Below are 25,450 nucleotides of genomic sequence, written 5' to 3'. Positions count from 1 at the left end.
AGAGTTGCGAGTATTATTATCAAAGCTCAAAATTACTGCGTAATATGCATTTTTTTTGAATAACTATAAATATTCCATGAATAACATGGTCCAGGGAGAATCAAATGTTAAATAATAAAGTTTCAAAAGCTGTTCGCTTAGCGATTGCTTTTGGTGCAGTTTCTACTGCTGCATTTTCTGCAAACACATTTGCTGCAGATGAAGAAAACGCAGAAAAAGTTGAGCGCATTCAAGTTACAGGTTCACGCATTAAACAAGTCGATCTTGAGAACAGCTCTCCAGTAACTGTTTTATCAGCGGCAGAAATCAGCCTTTCAGGTGAACCTACAGTTGCTGACGTTTTAAATAACCTTGCTTCTAACTCTTTCGGTTCTTGGAAAGGTGTATCTGGTTACGGTGCAGGTGGTGCAGCTTCTTCTAACATCAACTTACGCGGCCTAGGTTCTGACGCAACACTTGTATTATTAGACGGTCGTCGTATGCCTGGTACAAGTTCATCTTCTGGTTCATCGGCTGATACATCAATCATCCCAATGGCTGTTGTTGAGCGTGTTGAAATCCTTCGCGATGGCGCATCAGCTGTTTATGGTTCATCTGCTGTTGCTGGTGTAATCAATATCATCACTAAGAAAGACTTTGATGGCGTAAGTGTTAAGTACGATTACGAAGTACCTAAAGTTGAAGGTGGCGAAAGCAAAACGTTCTCAATTACTTCAGGTTACACATCTGAAAAAGGTAACATCATCTTCACGTATGAAAACTCACGTGACAATGCAATCTTCGACAAAGAAATTTGGGCGATGGACGATCCTACGTACGGTGCGTACAGCGGTTATAGCCACGTTCCAAACTACAGAATTAATGGTTCAGGAAGCTACATCTCTAATCCTGAGCTTTGTGACCAAACAGCTGACGTAGTAAATGCTATGGATGAGAACGGCGTTGGTGGTTGTTTATATAACTACGGTAACGTAACAAAATTCTATCCAGACGTAGAAAATAACTCATTCTTAACAAACTTCAACTATGAACTGACTGACAACATTCGTCTTGTTGGTCGTGCAATGGCAAGCTTTAACGAAACAAACTCACGTTACGCAGGTACGCCAGTATCTACGGGTGCAGTTTGGATGGATGCTGATAACCAATATAACCCAGAAGATGAAGATATCCGTCTTTACATGCGTTCTGTGCCAATTGGTAACCGTGATACTAAAACAGAAGTTGTAACTACAGACATCGTATTAGGTCTTGAGGGTTTCACTGACATCGGTAATGGTCTTGATTGGGAAATCAACTATCAAAACAGCATTTCTAAAACAAACGTTTTTGGTAGTAACCTAGTTAATGACGTAATGCTACAAAATGCAATTAACACGGGTGAGTACGATATCCTAAATACTTCAGGTATGAGCTACGAAGAATGGAACACTCAATTAACTGAGTTATACCAATACGCAGCGCACACTGGTACTTACGAAGGTCGTTACGAAAGCCAACAAATTGATGGTTTAGTTTCTACAACGTTCATTGATAATGGTGACTTCGTTATTGCGGGTGTAGTGGGTGCTGAGTTTGAAGAAATTGATTTCACTCAAGTATCTGACCCTGAGTCTGCAAATGGTTTCATCTCTGGTGGTTCAGGCGGTGATGACGTATACGCAACTCGTGACCGTACTGCTGCTTACATGGAAATCCAAGCAAGCTTACCATACGAAATTGATGTAACAGTAGCTGGTCGTTATGAGAAATACGAACAGTCTGGTATGACAAACCTTGGTGAAAAGAGCACGACATTCGATAAAGTTGTTCCAAAAGTAGGTGTTACTTGGCGTCCAACTGAAACATTATTAATCCGTGGTTCTTGGGGTGAGTCTTTCCGTGCTCCTAACATGGGCGAAATGTTCCAATCTTATGCATTAAGCTTCCCAACTGTACGTGATACAGCATGGTGTGATGCTAACCCTGGTCAAGCATTAGAAGGTTACTGTTCTGACGCTGGTGAGCAAGTAGCGACTTGGTTCGGTGGTAATGCAAACCTTACTGAAGAAACGGGTGACTCTACAACGCTTGGTTTCGTATGGGATATCGTTGATGGCTTAGCAGTAGAATTAACTTACTATGATATCAGCTACGAGAACCGTATCGATGACGTAAGCACGACTGAACTTCTACGTATTGAACAAGAAGAAGGTGGTTTAGGTTCTACTCCAGACGCTATCGACCGTGCTAATGGTACTGGCCAAATTGATTACATCTACACAGGTTATATCAATAAAGCATCATTACAAACGTCTGGTTTCGATTTCTCAACTCGCTACAAGCATGAAACTAGCTTCGGTGACTTTGGCGTTATGCTAAACGTTTCTAAAGTTATGGAATTTGAAGAGAAAGCTGATAAAGATGCAGAACCGTTTGATTATGCTGGTCTTCAAGATTACCCAGATTGGAAAGCTGATTTAGGTGTTAGCTACTCTTATGAAGATTACAGTGCTTCTTGGACTATGTTCTACGTAGGCGCTCAAGAGTCGGGTAACGAAGAGTGGGGTGTTGATTACCTTGCTGATGTACCTTCATACTTCAAGCATAATGCTCAGTTCACATACACTGCACCAACAAATACTAAAATTTCTGTAGGTGTTAACAACGTATTTGATAAGAAAGCACCTTCTTGGTATGACGGCTTCCGTGATTACCGTGATTCAAGCTGGTCATTATACGATCAAACAGGTCGTTCAATGTACCTTCGTTTAGAACAAAAGTTCTAAGCTAAAATAATTAGTATAAGCTCTTAAAACCCTGCTGTAGCAGGGTTTTTTTGTGCGAAATACTAAGTTATAAATTACCTAAATATTTATCGTCATAATTAAATGGAATATTAAAATGAAAATAATATGGTTTTTATTTTTAAGTAGTTTGATCAGTGTATCAATGGATGTAAGTGCTAAAGCAAAGGACATCGCAATTGAAGACTTTTTTAAAACGCCTAAGTTTTCCAACTTGCAACTTTCTCCAAATGGAAAGTACCTTGCGGTTTTATCGCCGATCAACGAACGTAGAAATATAGTTGTAATGGAAGTCGATGGTTTTAAAAATGCGAGGCCTATTACAAAGTTTGATGAACAAGATATCAATAGTTTCTCTTGGGCGAATGATGATGACATTATTTTCACACTAGATAGTAATGGTAATGAAGCTTTTAGTATTTACGCCATTGATGCCCACAATAAACGGGCGAAGGTAATACAGTTAGTTGGATCTAAAGTGGGTGCATCTGGAATACGTTCAGCGTCAGTTGTACATTTATTACCAGACGATCCAAAGCATATTCTGGTGCAATATAATGGCCGAAATATCGTTGCTCCAGATTTGTATAAGCTACCACTTGATAGTCGTTGGGATCGTAAGCACGAGCGTAATTACAAAATGGACTTGATTGCAAAAAATCCAGGGAATGTTCAAGGTTGGATGCTTGATCACGATGGCGAGGTACGGGGTGCCTTAGCAATTGAAGGTTTAAAAGGTACTTTACTTTACAAAGGAAAAGGTGAAGAAAAATTTAAAGTACTCCGTGAATACAATGCCGAAGAAGCAAATATTGAACCATTGGCGTTTGATTTTGATAATAAAAAGTTGTTCGTTGCATCCGATCTAGACCGTGATACCAAAGCTATATTCTATTTTGATCCAGAAACGAACAAGTTAGGTGAACAAATATTTGCCCATGATAACGTCGATGTCACATCGCTAAGTTTTTCGCGAAAGCGTAAAAAACTAACGGCAATTAGTTATTTTGACAAATACCCTGAAGAAGTATATTTCGATGAACAGACTGCAAAAATGATGACCTCATTAAAGCAAGCATTTACCGATAAAGTTGTGACAATTACCAGTCGCTCTGATGATGAAGTGCTCAATATTGTTTATGCAGCGAGTGACACAGATCCAGGGCAGTATTATTTATTTAATCAAAATGACAATAGCTTAAAAGCATTATTGAGCCCAATGTCATGGATAGATCCCAAAGCGATGTCGCCAATGCAGCCGATCGAATTTAAAAGTAGGGATGGCTTAACATTAAATGGTTATCTAACAATCCCTAAAAACTCATCGGGTAAGGCGCTACCTCTCATCGTAAATCCACATGGTGGTCCCTTCGGAATTCGAGATTATTGGGGGTTTAATCCTGAAGCTCAGTTCTTTGCAAGTAGAGGCTATGCGACAGTCCAGGTTAACTTTAGAGGTTCAGGTGGTTATGGTCGAAAGTTTCAGCAAGCTGGCTATGGCGGCAAGTGGGGGGCAGAAATGCAAAATGATATTACAGACACTGTTAACTATCTGGTTTCTGAAGGAATTGTTGATGCAAATAAAGTCTGTATTTATGGTGCAAGTTACGGCGGCTATGCCACAGTTGCAGGCCTTGCGTTTACTCCTGAACTTTACAAATGTGGAATTGATTACGTTGGCGTAACAGATGTGTCTTTATTATTTGAAACATTGCCAAAGCATTGGGAATCGCAACGCGAAGTGCTGGAAATGCAAATAGGCGATCCATCTGATGAAGCCCTAATGAAACGAATGTCACCGTTGCAACATGTTGATAAAATTAAAGCGCCATTAATGATAGTACAAGGTGCGAAAGACCCCCGTGTAGTTAAGCAACATGCGACAGATCTACGCGATGCACTGGCAAAAAAAGGAGTAATTTTGTCTGATGATGAGTGGATAATGAAAGAAAATGAAGGCCATGGTTTTCAAAAGCAAGAAAATAAAGTTGAGCTTTATACAAAAATGGAAAAGTTTTTGGCTAGATATTTGAAATAATTAATTATCAAAAAAATATAAAAAACCCAGAATTCAAGGTGTGGATCTTGTTCTGGGTTTTTTATTGTTTCGAATATATAAATTAATGTGAAATATATGTAATCAGATTTTTCTCTAATTTTATATACAGGTGAAACTTAAAATTTACATTGAAAAACAATGGTTAAAAAACTGTTGACCAAAAGTTGTCCCTAATATTAGTATTTAATCCCCTTATGAGGTACTAGTACCTTTTAAGGGGTTAAAATAAATTAATAAAGTCATAACATGGATATGACCAGGGAGAATCAAATGTTAAATAATCAAGTTTCAAAAGCAGTTCGCTTAGCGATTGCTTTTGGTGCAGCGTCAACTGCTGCATTTTCAGCTTCGTCTTTTGCTGCTGAAGAAGAAGGTGCAGAAAAAGTTGAGCGAATCGAAGTTACTGGTTCACGTATTAAACGTACAGATATCGAGGGTGCAAACCCTGTAGTTGTAATCGACCGTGCATCTTTAGATAATTCAGGTCAACTAAGTGTTGCAGACGTATTAAACCGCTCAACATTCAACTCATTTGGCTCAATTCAACCATCATCAGGTAGTACTGCGCAAAGCCAGGCAACAGTTAACTTACGTGGTTTAGGTTCTTCTAGAACACTAGTACTAATCAATGGTAAGAAAATGCCAGGTTCACCTGTTATGGGTGGTGGTGCAGCTGACTTAAATACCATTCCTTTTGCGGCTGTTGAACGCATTGAAGTGATGGGTGATGGTGCATCAGCTGTATACGGTTCTGATGCGATCGCTGGTGTAGTAAACATTATTTTAAGAAAAGACTTTGAAGGTGTTCAAGTTCAGGGTCGTATGGGTTCTCCAAGCCGTGATGGTGGTGGTGATGAATCATCATTCTCAATTATCACAGGCCTTAAATCTGAAAACTCAAACTTAGTATTCAGCTATGAGCATGACGAGCGTGATATCATTTTTGCTCGTGACCGTTGGTTCTCTCGTGCAACAGATGATGGTTCAGGTACATTCGCTGGTACAACAGGTCAAAGCTGGTACGGCCGTAACATCCTAGACATGCAAACATTTGAGTTTAATCCAATGATCACTGGTCAAGATTGTTCTCAATATGGTTCAGCATTTGCTTATCATAACGATGCTCCAGACTTCCCAGATGATGATGGCTGTCATTATGATTACACTGCGGTTGCTGCTGACGCTGCATCAACGAAGCGTGACTCAGTATTCGTAAACTTTGATTATGACATCAATGATGATCTAATTTTTAACTTCCGTTCATTACACTCGCGCAACGAGAGTTTTGGTCGTTTCGCACCTGCTGCGGGTTGGTTTACTTTCCCAATCGCGCTTGCTGAAGATACAACTAAAGGTTTAACGGCAGTTAACGAAGGCGACCGTGGTTATTACCGCTTTAATAACGTAGGTACTTCACGTGATACTTGGCAAGTTAGTAACATGGCTGATTGGAGTGCATCTCTAAATGGTATGGGTGACACGATCGACTGGCACGTTGATGCACACTATAACCGTTATGAAATGAACGAGTGGGGCCAAGGCTATGTTCACCGCCCAAGCGTAGAAAATGCAATTGTTGATGGTTGGGATCCTCGCGACCCTGATCAATCGGCATATGCTGAGCAATTAGCGAATATTGCTGCAAACAGTAACCGTCGTTCTGGTAGTACATTACGTGAAGTAACTGCAGGCGTTAGCTTCAATGAGTTAGCTACTTTACCAGGTGGTGAACTTGGCTTATACGTTGGTGCTAGCTACCGCGAAACTGATTACTTTGACCAAGCTGAAGCTCAAAACGAAGCGAAAAACATAATCGGTACTGCTGGTGGTTCAGCAGCAGGTGATCGTACAGAATCAGCTGTTTTTGCTGAAATGTTAATCCCTGTGATTGATACATTAGAGCTTAACTTAGCTGCACGATATGATGACTACAGCGATGTAGGTTCTTCATTTGTACCTAAAGTTTCACTTAAGTATCAACCATTTGATGAGTTAGTGTTACGTGCTGCTTGGGGTGAAGGTTTCCGTGCTCCAACGCTAGAAGATTTATATAAAGCACCACAAGAGTCAGCTTCATCAGCTAAAGACGTTGTGGTATGTTCATCAGCGGGTACATCACGCTCTGATTGTCGTACTCAACAACATACAACTTACTTCATTGGTACTGATTCATTAAAGCCTGAAGAGTCAGAAAGTGTTAGCTTCGGTGTTGTTTATAACGTCACAGATAACATTGATATGTCAGTTGACTACTATGATATTAAAATCACAAACCAAGTTAGCTCTCTATCTACACAAGACGTATTTGACCTTGAGTTAGCGGGCCTTTTAGGTGACCCTGAAAATCCAAATGATAACGCAGCTGGTTATGACCAAGTATCTGTAGACCGTGGTGGTAATCCAACTGGTCGTTCATTACTTGTAACTGCGCCAATGGCTAACATCCCTGGTTTCTCTACAGATGGTTTAGACTTCAAACTAAACGCTGTATTTGACTTAGGTGGTGCAGGTCAACTTCGTTCTAAGTTTGCTTGGTCAGAAGTACTTAGCTATGAAGAACCAGATATCATCGGTTACCCGAACGTTGATAAAATTGGCCGTGCTGGTTTACCAGAAAGAAGAATTAGCTGGGGTTTAACATGGGATATCGAAGCTCACATGTTAAATGTAAACTGGAATCACATTGCTTCAACAGCTGAAGAAACTGAAGATGCAAATGACGAAGGTACTAAGTTCAAAGCTGTTGGTGAGTTATCTTCATATAACATTATTGATGTTAACTATACTTACGCAACGCCTTGGAACCTTGATTTAACAGTTGGTGTTAATAACCTAGCTGATAAAGATCCAGTATTGAACTCTGAACTGGCGTACGACGATACTCTTTATAGCCAAGTGGGTCGTCTGTACTATGCAGGTTTCAAATTTAAGTTCTAAACGAACGATTTAAATACTTGTATATTAAAACCCTGCACTTGCAGGGTTTTTTATTTTATAAACAAATTCACTATAGGTTTTACAGTTATAAAATAATTTATTTTTAAGGTTTAATTATTTACTTAAGCTCTTGCGCAAGATTTACGTGCAGTTGTTTAAATCAATTTATGCTCTTATACTTAAAAAACCTTAATAAAAGCGATGTTTCAGTTGAGTTATTTCCATAAAATCATAGTGTTGTTTTTGACGCTGTGTCTTTCATTCGATGTCTTAGCCACACAACTCAAAGCGGGTATCGTCAGCTACAATTTTTTTCCTTACCATACCCGGGATGCTGATGGGCAGTTTTCTGGGGTTATTGTTGGCTACAGTAATGAAATTGCACGTTTGGCTGAAGCGGATCTTGAATATCGTGTCTTTGATAGCTTAGATGAACTTTTAGATGCGCTTAAAGCCGGTGAAATTGATTTTGCGGTGGGTTTAAATAAAACGGCGCAACGTAAAAAGCATTTCTTATTTTCTACCCCCTTCATGGAAGCGCCTAGAGGTATTGTCGCAAATCAATCTATCGCGAATGACGCACTAAAAAACTTGGCGAGTCTGCGATGGGTATGTATTACAGGGAGTTCACATTGTGAATACCTAGTTGAAAATGGCGCGCTATTTATTAATCGTTTTATAAAACCCGAAGATGCTTTTAAAAAAGTTGCCGATGGCACGTTCGACGCCTTTATGGGCGATTACTCAGTATTATCCCACCAACTTAAAAACCGCTCTCAAGAAAACCTTAAAGTTGTGAGTCCAATTTGGCTATCGAGTGAAACCTTGCATGTTATGTTTAATAAAAATAAAACAGCATTACGCAATCAGGTTAACTCAGTACTTGCTGCGATTTCACCGACCACGAAACAACTGTGGGAAAGCTCTGCCAGCGAAGAATATTTAGCAGCTAAAGCGTATAGTCAATTCAAGCGAGATTTTAATCGTATTGATAAAAAAGAAGAAAATAATTACTTACTGACTTTTTCATTTGTGGATGGTCTCTATCCAATTCATGCAACCAGCAATGTAGGTGAAGCCAGTGGTTACCTAAACGATACCCTTGAGCTATTAGCACAACGTAGTGGCTTTCAATTCAAATATATTCCAGCAGCAAACAGTAAAGAACTCGAAAGGTTATTTTTAGCCAATAAAATCGATCTGATCCCAACAATGACTCCCACCAAAATTGATGAAGGGGTATTAATTGCGCTGCCATCACATTACAGTTTAGAAATGGTGTTGATCTCAAAGCGAGCGAGTAACACCAAGCGAATAGGTTATTTAGAGGTATTTGCCGATCCGAAACAAAAGCTTTTAACGAATGAGTTAGTCGAGACGGTTTCATTTGACTCTATCAAAACGCTATTTTTTGCACTCAGGAATGACAATATTGACGCGGTGATCCTGCCGCAAAGTATTGCAGCCTACCAATTAAACCAATTCTATATTGGTGAGTTTTATATCAATCCGAAATACCGATATACCCAGCCTATTTATTTTTTAGTGAATAAACATTTTTCAGAATTTGCGACGTTGCTAGATAGTCTGTTCAAAACATTGACCAGCAATGATTTTAGCCATGTTGTTAATCGCCATGGTATTTTTAGTATTGAGCGTGGTTATGATAGAAAAACGGTAAATACCACGGCTATTCTCATTTTAATTCTGATTGCTGTATCGGTGATCTATTTTATTAGTTGGCGTTTAACCATTAACCGTGAAATTGCAAAGCGTAAAGAGGCTGAAGAAGTGGCCCTCAGTAAGCTTAACTTCACGCAAAAATTGATAGATGACTTACCGACAATGGTGGTGATTCAAGATCAGCACCAAAAACGCATTATGTGGAACAGGGCCTACAAAGAGAATTTTGCACACCTATGGGATGAAAATAACCAATACCTGCGTGGCGATATTAAAGTCGTAAAAAAACTGATTTCACAAAATGAGCAAAGTTTAAGTTCAGGTAAAGTCATTAATCAGCATATTAATTACATTAACAAAGCTGGCAAAGAACTGGAGCTGCTATATACCAAAAAGCCTTATGTGGGCTTAGATGGTGAGCTGGCTGGTATTATGACCGTACTTACAGACGTGACAGAGCATCGTCATTTGCAGCGTGAGAATCAGTCAGTTCAGCAGTTATTGCAAACTATTACAGATACCATACCTGGAGGCGTGTTCCAGTATGAATACTATGACAACGGTGAGGGATGTTATACCTATATAAGTAAAGGCGCACAGAGCTTATTAGGAATTACGTCGAGAATGATTAACCAGCGCGGTATGACAGGTTGTATTTCGCCTTTTATTGTTGATGAAGATCGGGTACACATCGCGAAGAGCTTTAAAGCTGCCAGTAAACTCAACAAAATGATCGATATTGAGTTTCGGATAAATAATCTCGGCCAGCAAATTTGGTGTCGTTATATTGCCAATGCAGAAATTAATAAACGTGACGATAGGCAAGGGGTGAGGTGGAATGGTATCTTGCTAGATATTAGCTTACTTAAACGCCAACAAGCAGACTTAAGTAAAGCCACTCAGCTTGCACATCAAGCTGATTTAGCAAAAAGCCGTTTTATTGCCACCATGAGCCATGAATTAAGAACACCTATGTCAGGGGTGAATGGCTTTATAGAGCTTCTAAAATCATCACCACTTGATGAAGAGCAGCATTATCTGGTGGATCATATCGACAGCTCAGTAACCAAGCTTCGTACATTAGTGGATGATATTTTATATTTTGCTAACACCAGTACGGGTAATATCGAAGTTGAATTACGCGAAGTCGATTTAGAAGCACATTTATGCCGTGTAATGCGTGCCCATGAATACCTTGCTAAGCAAAAAGGGCTTGAGTTCAATCTGATATGGCGCACTGCGGCGTACACGCTCGCATCGGTCGATATAAGTCACCTGATGCAAGTCCTTTCAAATGTGTTAAACAACGCCGTAAAATTTACAGAAAAAGGCTCAATAAGTTGTGATGTGTTATTTGATAAGCAATCTCTAAAAATTGAAATATCAGATACAGGTAAAGGCATGACAGCCGAACAGCTGGCACATACATTTACTCCTTTCGAGCAAGCTGATAACTCTATTCAACGTCGACATGGCGGTACCGGATTAGGTTTGAGCTTGGCAAAGCAACTGGTTGAAGCCATGCAGGGTGAAATCTCCCTTTCAAGTACCTATGGTAAAGGCACTAATGTGTATATTGCTGTGCCACTTAAAAACGTCAGCAAACAAAAACTACAGGCTGTTTCAATCAATTGGGCTGTGTGTAGTCAAGATCATCAGTTATTAAATAACCTTGCAAGTATGGGCGTTAAGCACCACCCGTTAAGTGCGCCAATTGATAAAGAGGCATTTGAACAAGCTGACAATATTCTAATTGATGAGAGCTATATTAAAGCGTTGTGGGGAGAGCAGTGGCAGCAGTCTATTAGTGCCGCAAACAATAACTATATTTTAGTAGCAAGTGCTAAAAAAGCGCATAGACCAGCAAATTGTAGCTGTCATATTCTCCCTGTAGAACCATTATACCCAGATACCTTACGTGAGCTTATAAACAGCGTACACACCAGTGATGATGAGGGCATACCTACGCATAATACACAGATACATGGGCAAATATTAATCGCTGAAGATAATAAAACAAATCAGCTATTACTTGAAAAGCAATGTCAGAAGCTCGGAATCAAAGCCGTGATGGTTGATGATGGCATTGCTGCACTTAGGGCGCTTGAAACAGGGCATTTTGATTTATTATTAACAGACTGTCATATGCCCGATTTAGATGGGTTTAAATTAACAGAGCAATTACGAAGCCAAGAAAAGTTTAAACGTTTACCAATAATTGGCTTTACTGCAGATGATTCAAAAGAGTGTTTAAATAAAGCACTCAAATCAGGCATGAATTGTGTGCTATTTAAACCATATAAACTCAATGAATTATATAATCGTTTAGTCGAGTTTATCGATTTAAAAACAGATGATTTGCCTAACGGTAACGAAGGGAGTGATATCAGTTTACAGGGTATAAAAGATAAACAACACTGGTTAACTATTTTTGGAAATGAGAATGACGCAAAAATGCTCGCTGACGTGTTTATAAGCAGTTTGCAAAGTGACTTAAATACCTTGCATGAGCACTTGGAATCTCAAAATTCAGAAAAGGTTTCTGCAGCAATACATAAGCTTAAAGGCGCTATTGTGATGTTGCAATATCCACCTTTGTCTGAACTAATCGTGACAACAGAAAATACCTTTAACCAACAGCAAGATACATTAATTGTCGAAAAGTTAATTACAGAGCTAAGCGATGTCATAGATAAAATTAAGCTATGGCTATAATAAAAAGATAGGATGAAAAATAAACATAGAATAGATTATTTTATGATTTCAACATATACTAGGTCGTGTTGAACATTTAACCTAACTTTTAATATTTAAGAGAGCTCTCAATGAAAGAAATCCGATCTTTTGTTAAATCTGCGTCATTATCTGAATTAGAAAAAGCAAAACAGCTAATCGACACAGCAATCGAGAAATATACTCAACAGCAAGAAGCTAAAAAAGAAGTACTCGATCTACTAAAAGAAAAAGGACTTACATTAGAAGATCTACAGGATGTAGCAACAACGGATAAGCGTACAAAAGTAAAACCAAAGTACCGCATCGAATTTAATGGCGAAATCGTTGAATGGACAGGCCGTGGTAAACGTCCTAAAGCATTCCAAGGTGTGGATTTAACAAAACACCTCGCTTAATTTTTGCTTTAAAGAATATCAAGGGAAGCGTATGCTTCCCTTTTTTATGTCGATTATAGTCCGATAACATGAAGTACGTACTCAGACCCTATCAACAAGAGGCCGTGGCTCGCACGGTTGCTCACTTTCGACAAACAGACGACGCCGCCCTGATTGTATTACCAACAGGAGCAGGAAAAAGCCTGGTTATTGCTGAACTTGCACGTATTGCCAAACAAAAAATTATGGTGCTTGCGCATGTTAAAGAGCTGGTAGAACAAAACGCTGAGAAATATATTAGCTTTGGCTTTAAGGCGAGTATTTTTTCTGCAGGGTTAAAACAAAAGTCTTTAACAGAGCAAGTCACCTTTGCAAGTGTGCAATCATTGGCTCGCAATACAGAGCAGCTTACCGATGCGTACTCTTTGTTGATCATTGATGAATGCCACCGTGTAAGCGGTGATGACAACAGTCAATACGGGCAGGTCATAGCGAGTCTAAAAAAACAAAACCCCAACCTTAAAGTGCTTGGCTTAACCGCGACACCATTTCGTATGGGGATGGGCTGGGTTTATCATCATCACTATCATGGTTTTGTTAGAGGGGATAAAGAGGCACCATTTAAGAAGTGTATTTTTGAGTTACCACTGCGCTATATGATCAAAAACGGCTATTTAACGCCACCCCATGAAGTTGATGCAGCTATTAGCCATTATGACTTTTCATCATTGCCGAGTGATTCATTTGGCCGGTACAGCATTGAGAATATGAATGCGTTATTAAAAGATAATACACGTGCAACAAAAGCCATTATCAATCAAGTAATAGAATACAGTGAACAGCGTCATGGCGTAATGATCTTCGCCGCAACTGTGATGCATGCCAAAGAAATTACCAGTTACTTACCTGAGGATAGTACGGCACTTATCACGGGTGATACGGATAATAACGAACGTGACCGGATTATTAATCAATTTAAAGCCAAAAAAATAAAGTATTTAGTTAATGTGTCCGTACTCACGACGGGTTTTGATGCACCTCACGTTGATTATATTGCGATTTTACGCCCCACCGAGTCGGTCAGTTTATACCAACAGATTGTGGGTCGAGGCTTGCGTTTAAGCGAAGGGAAAAAAGACTGCTTAGTTATTGATTATGCAGGTAACGGCTTTGATTTATTTTACCCTGAAGTAGGCAGTAAAAAAGCGCAAAGTGATAATGAACCAGTTCAAGTGCTGTGCCCAGGCTGTGGATTTGCGAATATTTTTTGGGGTAAAACAGACAGCGAAGGCAAAGTGGTTGAGCATTTTGGCAGGCGTTGCCAAGGCTTGCTGGACGATGGTGAAGAGCAAGTACAGTGTGATTACCGTTTTCGTTTTAAAGAATGTGAGCAGTGTGGAGAACAAAATGATATTGCTGCAAGGCAGTGTCAGTCTTGTGGTGCAATGATGGCAGACCCTGATGATAAACTGCGAGAGGCGCTTAATCTCAAAGATGCCTTGGTATTAAGATGTAGTGGTTTGTCGGCACAGTTGCTCGCAAAAGGTTTACTTAAAATTAGCTACTATGATGAAGATGGAGCCAGTTGTGATGAGGTGTTTAACTTAGCAAATGACACCGGTCGGTTTATTTTTAATAAGCAGTTTGGAAAACGAGCAGCACCAGGTTTTACCCCAATTAATTGGCAAAGCGCGGAGCAGGTTGTCGATTCACAGCAGCAATTACTGGCACCCGATTTTGTGATTGCACGAAAAAATAAAAAATACGGTTGGAAAGTGGCAGAAAAGCTATTTGATTATCAAGGCAATTTTCGTAAGGCGAATCAACTACATTGATCCCCTTACGAGATTGTGGGAATGGCTTATTCTTCTTCGGCCATTAAACCCCAGCCATCACCATAACCATTATGGCCATTAGCGATGCTTTCTAAGTATTGTTCAGTTTGGCTAAGTAACGTGTGATCTGGCACCATCTTCACGCGAGTAATTACTTCCCACACCCCAGTATCTGGGCATTTGGTTAACTCTGTTGAAGGGGCTAGCTCATCACTTGCAATGGCTTTAGCAAATTTTTCTGCTTCAGGCTTTTGCTCAAAAAGAATATAGAAATCGATAGTTTGCATACTGGTTAAATCAACACCAGCGTCAGCAATTTCAGCTAATAATTGACCGTTTTCGTCATCAGGGAAGTGCATTTAGTCGCTCATTCATTATAAATCTAGGTATTATCCGCTATTGTAGCGAAAATAATTGTTTAACGCGTACTAATTTTAACATTTCAATTATGTCAGTGGCTATTGCACTGTGCTAGTATCTTTTTGTACTCATTTTAGATTATGACTCTTCCAAAAAAGTAAGGATATTTTTTGTATACTCGGCATTTGTTGTTTGTCTTTGTGCTTTACTGCTTCTCTTATAGTCAGCATGCGATTAGTGCAGCCACCGTTATTAAAGATTATAAAATTCAAGGGATCAGTGATGAGCTTGAAAAAAACGTTGAGCTTTACATTAAGCAACTGGTCGATGAAAAAACTTCCAAGGCGTTGAGGCGTCACGCAAAAAGCCAAGTAGAAATGAGTTTAAAAGCGCTTGGTTATTATAAGCCGACTATCAAAATTAGTTTCGATAACGCACAGCAGTTATTGATTGTTGATGTTGAACGTGGCCCAGTTACGCGAATTGCAGATATTAATGTGACTATCACAGGCGCCGGTAAAGATGACGCTGAATTCATGTCGGCCGTCAACAGCATCAAAATCAAACAAGGTGATTTTTTAAATCATGGCAAATATGAGGCTGCAAGAAAACGTATTGAAAGCCAATTATTAGAGTTAGGTTATTTTGATGCGAAATGGCATGAGCATAAATTGGCGGTATTGCTAAAAAATAATAGCGCAAAGATCATTTTTAATGTTGATACCGGGCCTCGCTATCAGTTTGGTATTATCACCATCGGTAGTGAGACACCTGCTGAAAAATACATTCGTTCGCTGGCTGAATTTAAGCAAGGGCAGCCTTACAAATCTACCGAAGTTTCGGATTACAACTTAGCATTATCGAGTACACCCTATTTTACAAGTGTGCGCGTATATGCCGACATTGCAAAACGTAAAAATAATCAAGTGCCTGTGAATGTTGATGTGTTACATAAGCCTGCCAATAGCTATGAAGTCGGTGGCGGCTACAGCACAGACCTAGGACCAAAAGTACGTTTCAAATGGACGAAACCTTGGATCACCGAAGATGGTCATTATTTAGAAAGTAATTTGAATGTGTCAGAACGTCAGCAAGATATTTCACTCGGTTATACGGTGCCGGTTGATGACCCTAATGATGATCTTTGGCGTTTTTCTGTGGGTTACAAACTTGAAGATGAATTAACCAATGATTTATACAGCCGTATATTCACGGGGCAACTCCAGCGGCAGTGGCTAACCGATGATGATTGGGTACGGACAGCCTTTTTAAGACGCGATTATGAGACCTATCGAATAGGGGATGAAGAGCAAAGCGCAAAAATGCTAATGCCTGGTATTAGTTATGCGAAAAAGGATACCGAAGGAGGCACAACACCTTATGAAGGTTATCAATGGATGGTATCGGCCGAATTTGGTTTAAAAGACATGATGTCTTCAACCAATATTTTGCGATTGCAACTGCAAAATGCGTGGTTAACCACCTTTGCAGATCGCCATATGCTGTTTTTAAGAGCCAATCTTGGCGCCATGCTAGTCGATAATATCAACAACGTTCCGCTATCGCTTCGTTTCTACGCGGGGGGTGATCAAAGTGTGCGTGGTTTTGCTTATGAATCTATTTCGCCTGAAGATGAGAAAGGCCGTTTAATTGGTGGTAAATATTTAATGAGCGGCACCGTTGAATATAACTATCAATTTGCTGAGCATTGGCGCGCGGCTTTATTTGTCGATAGTGGTACCGCGACAAATGATTTTAGTGATCGCGTTGAAGTCGGTGCCGGTTTTGGTTTTCGCTATTTAACACCGGTTGGCCCTGTACGTATCGACCATGCTTGGGGTTTAACAAAAGAAAGCAAAAGTACCCGATTAAGTATTACCATAGGGCCTGAAATCTAATGAAGATGTTAAAAAAGATAACTAAGGTTCTATCGATCACGTTGGCAAGTTTGCTAGTCATTGTGTTTTGTTTGTTGTTTACCGCACCCGGTAATCACTTTATTGCGTACACAGCTAATAAGTTAGTTGATGGTTTAACAATTAAGCTGCCATCAGGGCGGTTTTTATATAACGATGCGTTTGATGTTTATTTTGAAAACCAAGGCATCAAGCTTGATGCAAAGCAGCTAAAAATTGATTTGTTCTGGTGGCGTTGTGATGGTACTGCCTTGATAATTTAAGCGCCCAATCGATAGATCTAAGCATTAAGGGTCAAGCGGCATCAACCGAACAGAGCACGCAAGCAGAGCCCGAAATTGTACAAGTTACACAAATCAGCTTGCCAATGAAAGTGACTGTGAAGCGTATTGCCATTAATCGCTTTAATCTCGCGCACCCGAGTGCCGATGTAACAGTCAACAAATTAAACTTAAATGGTCGCGGCGAAGCATCGGATCTTACTGTGGATTCACTGACCATTGCTGATGTTGCTGTGATGCTGCACGAAGCAAAAGAGCAGCCTAAATCAGCCCCATTAACTGAGTTGCCAGCATTACCCGCAATTGATATTACGCTCCCAATTAATGTTGAGCTGAAGCAATTTCAAATCAGTAGAGTTGCCGTTACTCCTTATGGCGCAGAAGAGGCTCAGCTTATTGAAAATATCGAGTTGATTGCGTCAGCCAAAGGAAGCGATATTAATCTTGAAAAGTTTGCAGCAGGTTATCAGCAATGGCAATTGCACTCTAACTTAATGGCAGAGCTTTCGGGTGAAAATTCAATTGAGGGCGCAGTCTCAGTAAAAAGCACTGAGCATCAAGCGAAGTTATCGGTTTCAGGCCCGCTTGCGAATTTAAAGTTAGATTTAGTGACACAGGGGACATACCCAGCAGAGCTAAAAGGAACTGTGAATTTAAAACAAACAAATTACCCGTTTGATTTAACAGGCCAGATAGCAAAGTGGCAAATTGCGACAGACACACAACAGTTGCAATTATCAGACTTTGATTTAAAAGCGAAAGGCCATGCCGATGCTTATGCTGTCGATTTGAGCTTAGTCACACAGTTAGACGCATTACCGGCAATGACCGTGAAATCGCAATTACAAGGTAGTTTAACAAACGCAAAACTTGAGCAGTTAAGCCTTAATGCCAACGACAGTAAAGCAGACATTAATGCATCCGTTGATTGGTCAAATGGGGTGAAAAGTGAATTTAAAGGGGTTTTAAGCCATTTAAAAGCACAATACTTAACGGATGCACTAAGTAGTGATTTATCTGGTGAGTTTAATGGTTCATTCAATTTACAGGCAAGTGAGTGGCAGCTTGCGTTGGAGAATACACAATTAAATGGTTCTGTGAATGACGTGCCAGTGACCTTATTGTCGGATTTTGAACTTGATAGCAGCTTGCATGCGAGTTTCAATAAACTAGAAGTGAAAAGCGGTAAAAATGAAATTGCTTTATCGGGTCAGGTAGATGATGTATGGCAAGTTGACGGCAAATTGCGTTTAGATGCAAGTGGTCAAGATATCTTGCCTATGCAAGGCAAGGGCTTTGCTGATTTGAGTTTGCGTGGTGAGCGTCTTTCGCCAACGGTTGATTTAAATTTAGTTCTTAATACATTGAGCTATCAAGATATTCAGGTTGATGGTTTAACATTAAAAGGGCAATTTGATTACGCAGCCGATTGGCAAACAGATGTGTCACTGGTGCTTGATTCTGCATCGATTAGCGAACACAAAATTAATCAAATTGAGTTAGACGCTAGCGGCGATAAAACAGATCACCATTTAACTTTTTTACTCGATGCAGACCAAGGCAAGGCGTCGTTTGATATTGACGGTAAATTTAATAAAGAAACCTGGCAAGGTGCGCTAAGCCAAATTCTTGTTACCGATAATCAGGTGCGCTTTGGCACTAATAAACCAATTAATATTCAAGTTAATACCAAAACCTTTGACTTTAATGTCGCTGCACATTGCTGGCAAAGTGATAACTCAAAATTATGCTTTGAGACTTTGCAGCAAACTAAGCAGTTAGGCCAGTTAAATGCACAGCTTGCAGCGTTATCGATTGCTGAATTTAAACACTTCTTACCCGATAACTTGAAAGTAACTGGCGATGCAAGCGGGGAGTTTGTTGCCAACTGGAATAATGGCGCACTAAAAACTATTCGTGCCAATATCAAAACTCAGCAGCTTGAAGCATCCTTAATCGATGGTGCAAGTGTATATAAATTACCGGTTGAGGTTTTAGATATATCGGCAATGAGCGACGCACAAGTTGGTAAACTTAATGCCACTATTGATTCATCCGTATTAGGTAAAGTAACGTCAGAGCTCAACATTGATGATATTCAAAATCAACAGACCTTAGCGGGCGACTTGGTTATTGAGAAAATTGAGTTAACAAACCTACGTCCTTTTATTGCTTCACTTGAGCAATTAACAGGCGACATAAAAGGCCGGTTAGCAATTGCAGGTACTTTAAAAGAGCCATTACTCAATGGTGATTTTGATGTCGAAAAAATCAATCTAGAAGGGGCAACCTTGCCTATATCGCTGCAAAACTCTTATGTGAACATTGCCTTTAATAACCAAAGTGCGAAGCTCACGGGTGAGCTTAAAGACACCGAAGGGGGCGCGCTTAATTTATCTGGCGGTGTTGACTGGCAGCAAGATTTACCGGACGTTGACGTGAAGTTAAACGGTAAAGAGTTTTTTGTGCGTGCTCAACAAGATGTCACCTTTAAAGTGTCTCCAGATTTAACTATGTCATTAAAAAATAATGCGTTTAATCTTGATGGCCAAGTTGTAGTGCCATGGGGAAGAATTGCGATTGAAGAGCTACCAGAAGGCGCTGTGCAAGTCAGTGATGATGAAGTGATTGTTGATATTGAGCAGCAACAATCAGAAAAAGTCCCCTTTGATTATGCAATTAACTTAAAGGTGTTGGTTGAAAATGATGTGCGCGTTGATTCGTTTGGCTTACAATCGAAAGTTGAAGGCGACATTAATATCAGCATGGACCAAGTTACGCCGATGATAGCAACGGGTGAGTTGAACCTAGTTCAAGGTACCTATCGTGCTTTTGGTCAAGACTTGCAAATTCGTACCGGTCAGGTGGGCTTTAGCGGCTCAATTGATAAACCGTACTTGAATATTAAGGCAATTCGTAATCCAGACAACACCTCGAATGGCGTGATTGCAGGTATTACGTTAACAGGCAATGTTGAACAGCCTTCATTAAAAGTATTTTCAGAGCCTGCGATGGACCAAGCCCAAGCATTGGCTTACTTATTAAATGGGCAGCCTCTTGATGAAGGAGATAGCTCAACCGATGCGATGCTGACTCAATTACTGCTTGCTCAAGGTGTTAATCGCAGTGAAGGTGTGGTATCTAAAATCGGTGAAAGCTTTGGCTTGTCTGATGTTAGCTTAAGCTCAAGCGGCAGTGGGGATGACACCAAAGTTGAAATATCTGGCTATGTTACACCGGGTATTCAAGTAAAATACAGTGTCGGTATTTTTGATTCATTAAGTGAAGTGGCGGTACGTTATCAATTGTTGTCGCAATTGTATATCGAGGTCACCAGCGGCCTGTATCAAAATGTTGATATTCTTTATAAATTTGATTGGGACTAATACCTCTACTTGTGACCAAACATCGCTTTTACTTGCTTATTAGGGCATAAGTTAATAGGCTGAATTGTCAGTTACTTAAAAGATAATAACAATGAAATTAAGTCTATTAACTCTGTGCCTTGGCGTAGTATTAGCTGCACCAACTGCTGCAAAAGAAACAAGCCAAAAACGTTCCGCTGGCGAAATCATTAAAACCGCAAGTAGCAGTGAGTGGCGAGCCGTCAGTGCCGAAAACGTCATTAAATTAACCTTACCCACGGGTGCTGCTTATATTGAACTAAACGATAAACTAGCGCCCATTCACGCAAATAACATGCGACAGCTTGCCAAAGAAGGGTTCTATCAAGGCCTAAGTGTGTATCGTTTTGTTGAAGGATTTGTTGCGCAGGGCGGAGATGCCAGCGAAAGTAAACCCTTTAAAAATGCCAAAAAAGGGTTACCCGCTGAGTTTTATCTACGCACTGAGACTCCCTTAGCGATTACAGAGCTTAAAGGGCCTGATGGCTATGCCGCTAAAACAGGTTTTTTAAACGGCTTTGCAGTAGCACAAAACCAAGGCCAAACCGAAACTTGGCAAGTACATTGCCCAGGGATTTTTGCCATGGCCCGCGATAATGATATTAATTCCGGCGGTACTGAATTTTATGTAACCATCGGCAATAGTCAGCGCTATTTAGACCGTAATATCACCGTGTTTGGTCGTGTTTTAGAAGGCATGGAACACTTTAATCTATTGCAGCGTAAAGCCACTGAAGGTCAGCCATTTAATCCCATCACAGATATGCAAGTATTAGCAGATATTAAAGACACTGATAATAGTGAGTTTCGGGTCATGAAAACAGACTCAAATGCCTTTAAAGACCTCATCGAAGCACGTAAAAATCGAGTAGAAGCATGGTTTGTCGAAAGCCCTGATCACATCGATGTTTGTGCAATGCCAATTCCAACCGAGAGGACTATGCCAACTCGCAATAATACTTAATCATTTTGAGGGATTAAATCTGTCGCTAACTGCGTTAAAAATCTCTCATTTAGAACAACTAAATAACGAAATTTTTGCCTTGTTATCAACGAGATTTTATTGCCTCAAAACTGTTCACTTAATTAAGCGAATTGGCATAAATAAAGCCATGACCACCTGATAGATTATTTGATACAATATCAGTCTATTGGTTAAGAAATATAAGGGTATCGGGTGGTTAACCTAGGTCCGCTGTTCGGCGAATTAAAAACGTGTTTACGCAAAGATCAATTCATCTTCAAAAAACGCCTTCATGGCATCAAAAAAATCAACGATGAAACTAAGCAAGCGAGCATAGCGCAAAAAATAGCTGAAGATATTAGCCGTTCGCAGCAATTGCGCGAGCAACGTTTGGCTGCCTTGCCTAAAGTGACCTACCCAGAACAACTTCCTGTTAGTCAAAAGAAAGATGACATTAAACAGGCGATCGCCAATAACCAAGTGGTGATCATCGCCGGTGAAACAGGCTCAGGTAAAACGACGCAGATCCCAAAAATGTGTTTAGAGCTTGGCCGAGGTGTTGACGGATACATTGGTCATACTCAACCTCGTCGACTCGCGGCTCGAAGTGTCGCGAATCGTATTGCAGAAGAAATGCAATGCGAGCTAGGCCAACAAGTGGGATTTAAAATTCGCTTTAGCGACCAAGTTTCTGACAATAGTTACATTAAATTGATGACAGACGGTATTCTGCTGGCTGAAATTCAACAAGATAGGTACCTAAATCAATACGATACCATCATCATCGATGAGGCCCACGAACGCAGCCTAAATATCGATTTCATCTTAGGCTATTTAAAAAATTTACTGCCAAAACGCCCTGACTTAAAAGTTATTATCACCTCAGCAACAATTGACCCTGAGCGTTTTTCTAAACATTTTGATAATGCGCCAATCATTGAAGTATCTGGTCGTACATTCCCCGTAGAGGTTCGTTACAGACCAACCACTGAAATCAACAAAGACGAGATGGAAGCGGATGGTGACCAAATACAGGGGATATTTGATGCCGTTGATGAGCTGTGTGATGAAGGCCCCGGCGATATTCTGATTTTTATGAACGGTGAACGAGAAATTCGCGATACCGCTGATGCGTTATCAAAGCGAAACCTCAAAGGCACGGATGTTTTACCGCTATATTCGCGTTTATCAAACGCTGAACAGAACCGAATTTTTGCGCCGCACAGCCGTCGTCATATTATTTTAGCCACCAACGTGGCTGAAACGTCACTAACGGTACCGGGTATTCGTTATGTTATTGACCCAGGTACTGCGCGAATTAGCCGTTATAGCTACCGTACTAAGGTACAACGATTACCGATTGAGCCAATTTCACAAGCCAGTGCCAATCAGCGTAAAGGTCGCTGTGGTCGTATCGAAGCGGGTATCTGTATTCGCTTATACAGTGAAGAAGACTTTAATTCGCGCCCAGAGTTTACCGACCCTGAAATTTTACGCACTAACTTAGCCTCTGTTATTTTGCAAATGCTCGGTTTGGGGCTTGGCGACATGCAGCAGTTCCCGTTTGTGCAAGCGCCAGATAGCCGCAATATCAATGATGGTTTAACGCTACTTGAAGAACTCGAAGCCATTAAGCCGGCTAAACGTCATAAGAAGACTGAACTTACCAATTCAGGCAGAAGCTTAAGCCGTTTACCGGTTGATCCGCGTTTAGCGAAAATGGTACTAACTGCTGATGGCTTAGGTGCGCTGCGTGAAGTGATCATTATTGTTGCGGCATTGTCTATTCAAGACCCAAGAGAGCGACCCCAAGAAAAACGCGGTGCAGCGGATGAAAAGCACGGCCGTTTTGACGACCTTGATTCAGATTTTATCGCCTTTTTAAATCTTTGGAATTACCTTGAAGAGCAGCAATCTGAATTGAGCAATAGCCAATTTAGAAAGTTATGCCAAAAGGACTTTTTAGCCTATATGCGTATCCGTGAATGGCAAGATATTGTTTATCAGTTATCAACGGTCTGTAATGAAATGGGCATGAAGGCTACTACCAATGTTGCTGATAGCGAGAGAATCCATCAATCTTTATTAAGCGGTATGTTAAGTCATATTGGTTTTAAAGATGAAAAACAAATCTATAAAGGCGCACGCAACAGCCAGTTCCATATTTTCCCTGGCTCAGGATTATTTAAAAAGAGCCCAAAATGGATCATGGCAGCTGAGCTTGTTGAGACCAGTAAGCTTTATGCTCGCATCAATGCGCGCATAGACTTGAAATGGGTTGAAGGCTTTGCGCAGCATTTAGTGAAACGCAGCTATAGCGAACCGCATTGGGAGAAAAAGCCGGGTGCAGTTATCGCGTTTGAACAGCAAACCTTGTATGGCCTATTAATTGTAAATAAGCGCCGCTGTGTATACAGCAATATTGACCCGAAAGTAAGTCGCGAGTTATTTATTCGCACAGCATTGGTAGAGCAAGAGCTGGGTCAAAATGAAGGCTTTTTACAATTTAACCAAGAGCTAATTGAAGATATTCAGGTACTCGAAAATAAATCTCGCCGCCGTGATATCTTGGTTGATGAACAAACCTTATTTGAATTCTACGACAAGAAAATTCCGCAAGATGTAAATAACCGTGCCGCGTTTAATAAGTGGTGGAAGGGACAAAAACAAAAAGATAAGCGCTTTTTGCATATGTCTCGAGAAGAGCTAATGCAGCATGGTGCCGATCATGTCACTGAGTTTGATTACCCAGATACTTGGCAGCAAGAGAACTTGTTATTACCACTGGCTTATCATTTTGATCCAGGGCAAGCCGTTGATGGTGTTGCGGTACAAATTCCGGTAGCACTGTTAAACCAAGTGCAAGAAACTGGCTTTGATTGGCATATTCCAGCATTTCGACATGAGTTAATTTGTGCGCTTATCAAGTCGCTACCAAAAACGATTCGTCGCAACTTTGTGCCTGCGCCAAACTACGCCGATGCGGTACTTGCTGCAATCGAGCCGATGCAAGGCAACTTAATTGATGCAATTAGCACGCGCTTATTACGTATGACAGGTGTGCGTGTTGAGCCAGATGCATGGGATTTATCAACCCTTGCTCCGCATTTACGCTTACAGTTTGAGGTACGCGATGAACACGATAAGTTACTCGCTCGCGGTTTAAATTTATCTAAACTAAAAGCCCAGTTACAAGGTAAGGTAACGGATACCTTATCGAAAGTAGCCGACAAGGGTATAGAAAAAGCTGATTTGACTGAGTGGAGCTTTGGTGAGTTACCAAGCTCTTATGTGAAAAAGCAAGGTCAATACGAAATCAAAGCGTTTCCAGCGCTGGTGGATAAAAAAGACTCAGCAGCGGTTGAGCTATTTGATAATGAGCACAAAGCACAACAGGCGCACCAACAAGGTTTACGTCGCTTAGTGTTATTAAACGTGCCATCACCGATTAAGTATTTACAGCAAAATTTACCGAACAAATCTAAATTAGGTTTGTACTTTAATCCGTTTGGTAAGGTCAATGACTTAATTGATGACTGTATCGCTGCAGCCGTTGATAGCTTATTAACTAAATATGGCAACATTCGCACTGCAGATGCGTTTGAAAAGGCGAAAGAGCAAATTCGCGGCGAGCTCGGTGACACGGTTGTTGAGATCGCTACCCAAGTAGAGCAAGTGTTGAGTATTGCTCATGGTTTAAATAAACGTATGAAAGGGCGTGTTGATTTAACCATGATAACAGCGCACGGCGATATTAAATCACAGTTACAAAGCTTAGTGTTCAAAGGCTTTGTTAGCCAGCATGGTGCAGCAAAGATGACGGATTTAATTCGTTACTTAAAAGCCATTGAACGCCGCTTAGAAAAGCTACCTGTTGATCCTAATCGTGATAGGTTGTGTGTGCTTGAGCTTGAAAAAGTAGCTGAGCAATATCAAAAATTAGCGAACAAAATCCCTAAGGGAATGCCAATTCCTGAAGAGATCAGTGCGATATTTTGGATGCAGCAGGAGTTACGTGTTTCTTTATTTGCACAAACACTAGGGACGCCTTATCCTGTATCTGCTAAACGTGTTTTAAACGCAATCAAAGAATGTGAGTTATAATACTAAGGAAT

At 40.4% G+C, this 25,450-nt stretch carries 10 protein-coding genes and 1 pseudogene; 10 read left to right on the top strand and 1 reads right to left on the bottom strand.

Annotation, left to right across the window (positions count from 1 at the left end; all coding sequences use genetic code 11):
* Positions 1–104: 104 nt before the first annotated feature.
* From C2M33_RS18295 to C2M33_RS18270, 6 genes are all read left to right on the top strand, one after another.
* Positions 105–2,768 carry a TonB-dependent receptor gene (locus C2M33_RS18295; RefSeq protein ID WP_063707093.1) on the top strand — a complete coding sequence of 888 codons (2,664 nt, stop codon included), beginning with the start codon at positions 105–107 and terminating at the stop codon, positions 2,766–2,768.
* A 115-nt stretch (positions 2,769–2,883) separates the two neighbouring features.
* Positions 2,884–4,824 (top strand): S9 family peptidase, encoded by a 1,941-nt coding sequence (locus tag C2M33_RS18290; RefSeq protein WP_082874115.1) that lies wholly within the window; start codon positions 2,884–2,886, stop codon positions 4,822–4,824.
* Between the two features lie 291 nt (positions 4,825–5,115).
* Positions 5,116–7,782, top strand: a complete 2,667-nt coding sequence (locus C2M33_RS18285) for a TonB-dependent receptor (RefSeq protein ID WP_063707096.1) — start codon at positions 5,116–5,118, stop codon at positions 7,780–7,782.
* Between the two features lie 243 nt (positions 7,783–8,025).
* Positions 8,026–12,180: an ATP-binding protein gene (locus C2M33_RS18280; protein WP_063707098.1), complete on the top strand. Its 4,155-nt coding sequence runs from the start codon at positions 8,026–8,028 to the stop codon at positions 12,178–12,180.
* 110 nt (positions 12,181–12,290) lie between these two features.
* Positions 12,291–12,596, top strand: coding sequence for an H-NS histone family protein (locus tag C2M33_RS18275; RefSeq protein ID WP_063707100.1), 306 nt, complete (start codon positions 12,291–12,293; stop codon positions 12,594–12,596).
* A gap of 68 nt (positions 12,597–12,664) precedes the next feature.
* Positions 12,665–14,410 carry a DEAD/DEAH box helicase gene (locus tag C2M33_RS18270; RefSeq protein WP_063707102.1) on the top strand — a complete coding sequence of 582 codons (1,746 nt, stop codon included), beginning with the start codon at positions 12,665–12,667 and terminating at the stop codon, positions 14,408–14,410.
* Positions 14,411–14,436: 26 nt separating this feature from the next.
* On the opposite strand, the gene C2M33_RS18265 is transcribed toward C2M33_RS18270, so the two are convergent.
* Entirely contained in the window at positions 14,437–14,769 is a 333-nt protein-coding gene (locus tag C2M33_RS18265) for a ribonuclease E inhibitor RraB (protein ID WP_063707104.1), read from the bottom strand.
* A gap of 201 nt (positions 14,770–14,970) precedes the next feature.
* On the opposite strand from C2M33_RS18265, the gene C2M33_RS18260 reads away from it, so the two are divergent.
* The 4 genes and pseudogenes from C2M33_RS18260 to hrpA all read left to right on the top strand — a co-directional run bounded on the left by C2M33_RS18260 (position 14,971) and on the right by hrpA (position 25,439).
* Entirely contained in the window at positions 14,971–16,668 is a 1,698-nt protein-coding gene (locus tag C2M33_RS18260) for an autotransporter assembly complex protein TamA (RefSeq protein WP_442793153.1), read from the top strand.
* Positions 16,668–20,353, top strand: a pseudogene (gene tamB, locus C2M33_RS18255) (autotransporter assembly complex protein TamB). Before C2M33_RS18260 ends, tamB begins: the two are co-directional and overlap by 1 nt.
* A 91-nt stretch (positions 20,354–20,444) precedes the next feature.
* Positions 20,445–21,335 carry a peptidylprolyl isomerase gene (locus tag C2M33_RS18250; RefSeq protein ID WP_105175112.1) on the top strand — a complete coding sequence of 297 codons (891 nt, stop codon included), beginning with the start codon at positions 20,445–20,447 and terminating at the stop codon, positions 21,333–21,335.
* Positions 21,336–21,548: 213 nt separating this feature from the next.
* Positions 21,549–25,439, top strand: coding sequence for an ATP-dependent RNA helicase HrpA (hrpA, locus tag C2M33_RS18240; protein ID WP_105175110.1), 3,891 nt, complete (start codon positions 21,549–21,551; stop codon positions 25,437–25,439).
* Positions 25,440–25,450 lie beyond the last annotated feature (11 nt).

It is taken from the genome of Pseudoalteromonas sp. T1lg122 (assembly GCF_002964825.1).
GTDB classification, from domain to species: Bacteria; Pseudomonadota; Gammaproteobacteria; order Enterobacterales; family Alteromonadaceae; genus Pseudoalteromonas; species Pseudoalteromonas gelatinilytica.
This window is presented reverse-complemented; position numbering and strand designations above follow the sequence as displayed.